This is a genomic window from Anaerolineales bacterium, from assembly GCA_022866145.1.
Lineage (GTDB): Bacteria > Chloroflexota > Anaerolineae > Anaerolineales > E44-bin32 > PFL42.
The window spans coordinates 1-4,978 of the sequence record JALHUE010000122.1; the positions used below are offsets into that span (position 1 = coordinate 1).

The 4,978-nt window shown below is 63.5% G+C and carries 6 protein-coding genes; 5 read left to right on the forward strand and 1 reads right to left on the reverse strand.

The annotated features are described in order from the left end of the window. Positions 1 to 501 (reverse strand): hypothetical protein (locus tag MUO23_03805; protein MCJ7512076.1); only part of this gene is annotated, 501 nt, incomplete at its 3' end. A gap of 476 nt (positions 502 to 977) precedes the next feature. On the opposite strand from MUO23_03805, the gene MUO23_03810 reads away from it, so the two are divergent. The 5 genes from MUO23_03810 to MUO23_03830 all read left to right on the forward strand — a co-directional run bounded on the left by MUO23_03810 (position 978) and on the right by MUO23_03830 (position 4,750). Next, the gene (locus MUO23_03810; protein MCJ7512077.1) at positions 978 to 1,463 is read left to right on the forward strand and encodes a pyridoxamine 5'-phosphate oxidase family protein; all 486 of its coding nucleotides are present in this window, start codon (positions 978 to 980) and stop codon (positions 1,461 to 1,463) included. 98 nt (positions 1,464 to 1,561) lie between these two features. Next, positions 1,562 to 2,338 (forward strand): hypothetical protein, encoded by a 777-nt coding sequence (locus tag MUO23_03815; protein MCJ7512078.1) that lies wholly within the window; start codon positions 1,562 to 1,564, stop codon positions 2,336 to 2,338. A 140-nt stretch (positions 2,339 to 2,478) separates the two neighbouring features. Beyond that, entirely contained in the window at positions 2,479 to 2,787 is a 309-nt protein-coding gene (locus tag MUO23_03820; protein MCJ7512079.1) for an MgtC/SapB family protein, read from the forward strand. Between the two features lie 382 nt (positions 2,788 to 3,169). Beyond that, entirely contained in the window at positions 3,170 to 3,709 is a 540-nt protein-coding gene (locus tag MUO23_03825) for a DUF922 domain-containing Zn-dependent protease (GenBank protein MCJ7512080.1), read from the forward strand. A gap of 579 nt (positions 3,710 to 4,288) precedes the next feature. After that, positions 4,289 to 4,750, forward strand: coding sequence for a nitroreductase family deazaflavin-dependent oxidoreductase (locus MUO23_03830; protein MCJ7512081.1), 462 nt, complete (start codon positions 4,289 to 4,291; stop codon positions 4,748 to 4,750). Positions 4,751 to 4,978 lie beyond the last annotated feature (228 nt).

Consider the following 4,978-nt stretch of genomic DNA (forward strand, 5'->3'; position numbering starts at 1 on the left):
GCCCACTCCCACTGCGATCGCAAGCAGAACCCAAACCGACCTTCGAACGGATCTGCCACGGCTCAAGAGCATGGGTTGGGGTGGCGTAACCTGCGGCTGGGCTTGCGCGAACGGCTTATCCCGGCTGGTGGCAGCCTCCGTTTGGTCCTCCGTTGATGGGCGGGAGAGTCCAGAAAGGTAGCGCCGCGGCTGTCTTCGTGCTTCCCAGAAGGCAACGCTCCATGGTCGCAGGCATACAACCCCGATGGCGCACGCCAGGACCATCATCGTCCAGGTGAGAGAGAAGTCTCTGGACCAGAACGGCATCTGGGTGATGGGGAATTCGAGGACTGCCACGAACCCAATGCAGGCATAGGTGAGCGAGAGAGCACAACCCTTGACCCAGCGCGACTTGCCGCGCAAGACGACAAGAAGCGCGGCCGTGAAGACGATCGCTGAGGCGAGGTACACCAGGACGGAGAGCGCTTGGGGCAAATGCATCATGTCCTCTGCTATTATCATCTTTCGCTGCCCTCACCGCCAGAGGCGCGGCTGCTGGCAGAAGGCGGGGGATTGCCTTCCCGGCCGCGGCCTGGAGAAACTGAACGACCTGACCAAGGATGTGTCCCGCGCGGATGCGTGCGTGAGCGCTTCGATGGGGCGAAATTTCTGGTCCCAAACCCCCGCAGAAGCCTCGACTTTCAGTTCCATGGAGTGGAACCCCTCTCGACATGCTCCCGTCTCCTGAGCCTGGACGAGAGGAGAGCGCGTGGCAACGAGACGGCATTGAAAGTGTTGGCGCGATTGCCATGGCGCCTTGAGGCACCAGCTCGGCATCGTGCGGTTTCTTGCTGAGCTTGAAGGTGTTTGACCAGGGACGATTGGTGTTCGGCTGACGAGAACCAGGCTCACGTGAGGAGTCTGCGAACAGAGTTGCCGAACAAGCCCTCCGGGAGCTTCGGCTGCCTGCGCGATTTCTTCGACTGAAAGGTGTACCAATGAAGTCAACACGCCCGGATGTCCCCAAGTCCTACGGCCTGAGGGAGGCCGCGGGCCCCGATGACCTGTTGCCTTGGGAATGGACCGAGGCTCGACTGGTCGATGCACGCAACTATTGGGTGGTTACCTCGGACGGGGATGGCGAGCCACACGCCATGCCGGTGTGGGGGATATGGCTGGCGGGGGGCTTGCTCTTCAGCACCGCTCGGCGGTCGCGCAAGGCGCTCAATCTGTCCGGGAATCCGAAGATCGTGATTCATCTCGACAGCGGGGATGAAGTCGTGGTGATCGAGGGGGAGGCCAGGGAGGTGGCAGACCGCTCGGTGCTGCGAGAGTACGTAGATGCCTATCAGGCCAAGTATGCCTTGAAGCCGGATGTGGACCAGGCAGGGACTGTCAACTTCGAAGTGCGTCCAAGGACCGTGTTCGGGTGGTCGGAGGCCGACTACCCGAACACGGCTACCCGATGGGAGTTTGCAGTCTGACGGGAACGAGTCGCCTCGACCACTAGTGCAGATAGCCTACAATTGGCCGCAACCCCCGCGAGATCAGCCGGGCGGGGTCAAATGAAAGGAGCTACGTAGTGGATCGCACTACCCTTAGGCAGATCGTGACGATCGTGACGGTCGCCGCGACCATCGCCTTCAATGTCCTGGCCAATGCCTTGCCCTTGAACGGCTTGAATACTGGGGAGATCTCCGACCGGTTTCAGGTCTTCTTTGTCCCGGCCGGATATGTCTTCTCGATTTGGGGCTTGATCTACATGGGCTTGGTCGCTTTCGCCGTATTCCAGGCGCTGCCGTCACAGCGGGAGAATCCCCGGTTGAAGCGCGTCGGATACCTGTTCGTCCTCAGCGGCCTGGCCAACATGACCTGGCTGCTCCTCTGGCATTATGAGCGGTTTCTGCTGGCGCCCTTGGCACTCATCGCCCTGGTCTTGCTGCTGACGGGCATCTACCTGCGGCTAGAGATCGGGCGGGTGTCCGTCTCACGCGGTGAGCGATGGTGCCTGCAAATTCCGACCAGCGTCTACCTGGGGTGGGCGACCGTGGCAACCATCGCCAATGTCACAACGACGCTGTACTTCGTTGGTTGGAACGGATGGGGCGTGTCGCCGCAAGGGTGGGCAGCGATCATGTTGACGGCCGCGACGGTAATCGGGGCGTTGGTGCTTGCTACGCGCCGCGACTTCGCCTTCGTGCTTGTGCTGATCTGGGCGTTTGTCGGGATCGCCCTCAAAGCCAACGCCACCTCAGTGGTCTCAATCGCGGCCTGGACTCTAGCTCTGGCTCTGGCGATCGTGTTGATCGTGGGGGCCTTGACTGGCCGGCGGAAGACGCCCGCCATGAAGCCAGCGTGAGAGCACATTCTTCAGGGCAGCAGGCACGCGCATGACCACCAAACTCGCGACCAATCCGCTGCGAGGGACTGAGCCCCATAGGTGCGAGGGGTTCAGCGCGGGCCTCTCTTCCGGCGGGTTTGCCTGCAACGGAGGCTGATATGTTCCTGATTCCCGAGGACCTGCTGAAGCTGGGCTTGGCGGTGATGGCCGGGGGTTTGATCGGAATCGAGCGGGAGTATAGGGACAAGGCGGCCGGACTACGAACCTTGATCTTCATCTGTCTGGGTGCCGCGCTCTTCACCATTCTGTCTTCGAGATTGGCTGGCGACAACGATCCGACGCGCATCGCGGCAGGTATCGTCGCCGGTGTGGGATTTCTCGGTGCCGGTGTCATCCTGCGCGAGGGGGGCAGGGTGGTCGGACTCACAACGGCGGCAGCGATCTGGCACACAACAGCCCTCGGCTGACGATGAGATGTGCGAGCCCCGGGCTTGATTCCCCTACCGGCATCTGGTCCCGTAGTCTGCGGGTTGGTCGTGATATCCGCAGCTACGCTAGCCAGCGCGATCAGAAACAACCGGCTGAGATTTCTTGCGGGATGCGATCCTACTGGCTGACATCAGGCTGCGAATGAAGAGCCGGCCACGAGAGCTCGGGCCAGCGGTTAGAGAATGCTGGTGGAGTGCGACCTGGCGCCGGGCGCGCCGGCAGCAGGTCAATTTGCCTGCCCAGCTTTGCTGTCCGCGCGGAAGGAAGCTCAGCTTCATCGTTGGGATGACCCTATTGCTGATACCTGGCTGCCGCCCGTCCCCTCTCCGGGGCGCACCCGTGCCCCCGACGGGCACGCCGATGATCCAGCCTGGCTGCGATCCCGCCCGGGACCTGGACCTGGCCCGTTGGCGCCGGGACTACCGGGTGCGCGGCGTCACCCTCGACCAGCTGCAAGCCTCCATGGCACTGCACCGCCCGACCGACGAGGCGGGCATGAAATGGGACGCCGTCACGACCTGGGACGTGCGATGGACGTATCCCTACGTTGAGCAGGAACGGGTATGCCAGATCGGGGAACCGGAGGTCGCCGTCGATATCAGCATGCAGCTGCCTCTGTGGAACCCGCCCCGCGAGGCCGATCCGGCGCAGGTGGAGGATTGGCGCCGGTTCATTCGGGCGCTCGAAACCCACGAGGAAGGGCATGCGCAGATCGCGATCGCAGCCGCGTGCGAGGTCCGCCATGTGCTGATGGATCTGCCGGCGCAGACGCACTGCGATGCGCTCGAGCTCTCGGCCGATCGGGTGACGCAGGTGGTGATTTACAAGTACCGGGGCCAAGAGGCAAGCTACGACTCTGTAACCGGCCATGGAGAGACGCAAGGGGCGCTGCTGCCCTGAGAGCCGCTCTGGTTTGCAGGGAGGCGGGCCCGGCGGATGCCCCTCCCGGCGAAAGGCTGGTCGATGAGGCCAGCCGCCATCCACGCATTCGCCCCGGATGTCGCCACTTGCCCGGTTTCCTGCCTCGCCAAAGGTAAAGACATGGCACGGCAACATCACCGCTGAAGTCGCCGGCATGCGCTGAACTCAGTTCCGCACTTGCCACTCGCAGGCGGCGCACCCGATTCAAGGGGGTGGAAGGGGTTGGGTCTCCGCTGGCGCACGACACGCAGAATGGCTGCACATGCCCCGCTGGAAGCATGTGATCGGTAGCTTCACGGCCCACGGGCCCATCCGGGCAGGAGGTCACTTGACCCGTGGAGGAGGCGACCCCTATGATGGACTGGTCGCGGCGGGGCTCTTCAGATGGGCAATGCGCCTCGCTTCGGCAGTGGGGGCCCCGACGGATACCTGCGATCTCGGCGGGAGGAGCGCCATCGCTGCCGGTTTCCAGGTGCTGACTGCGCGGCCTAGCCAGAAGACGACGAACGAGTGTGCCTGAGTGGAATCTTGATGCCGCAGTATGAAACGAGGACCCCTGTGATCTGGCGTCTGATCCGCCGCAACAACCCGCGCGCCCTGCTCAGGTTCGAGTCAGGCCTCGGAATAGGGCTCGTGCTTGTGCTCACGACGACGGGCAGGAGGTCCGGGCTTCCCCGCAAGACGCCGCTGCAGTATGAGGAGATCGATGGCGTGTTGTATGTGGGCTCTGCCCGAGGAACCCAGGCGGATTGGTACCGCAACCTGCTAGCCAACCCCCACGTGCAGGTGCAGATCGGCAAGGAAGTCTACGCCGCCCACGCCGATCCCCTGCGTACAACGCCGGAGGCGCTCGACTTCCTGCGCGAGCGGCTTCGCAGGCATCCGCTGATGATCCGGTCGATGCTCCTCTTGCACGGCATGTCACCTTGGGGAGGGGAGAAAACCCTTGCCCGGTTGGCCGAAAAAGTGGCGGTCGTCGCCCTGCATGATTGCAGGCGTGTCGAGGGATGCAGCGCTTGACCTGTTGATGTGAGCGGCCTGCCACCTGCGTCCCCAGAACTGCATCCTCGCCTCGTGGCCCACGGCTGCGGGCCTCATCCTGCCGCCGTGGGCGGGAGGGCTCGGGACATTTCGCCTGGCAACTGCGCTGGCATGGTCTGTGCGGGCGTAGGGGGCCCTCGCTCAGACCGGTTCTTGGAAGGCCGACACCCTGGAGAAGAATACCGCCGTGACCGCAAGCGCGTGCAC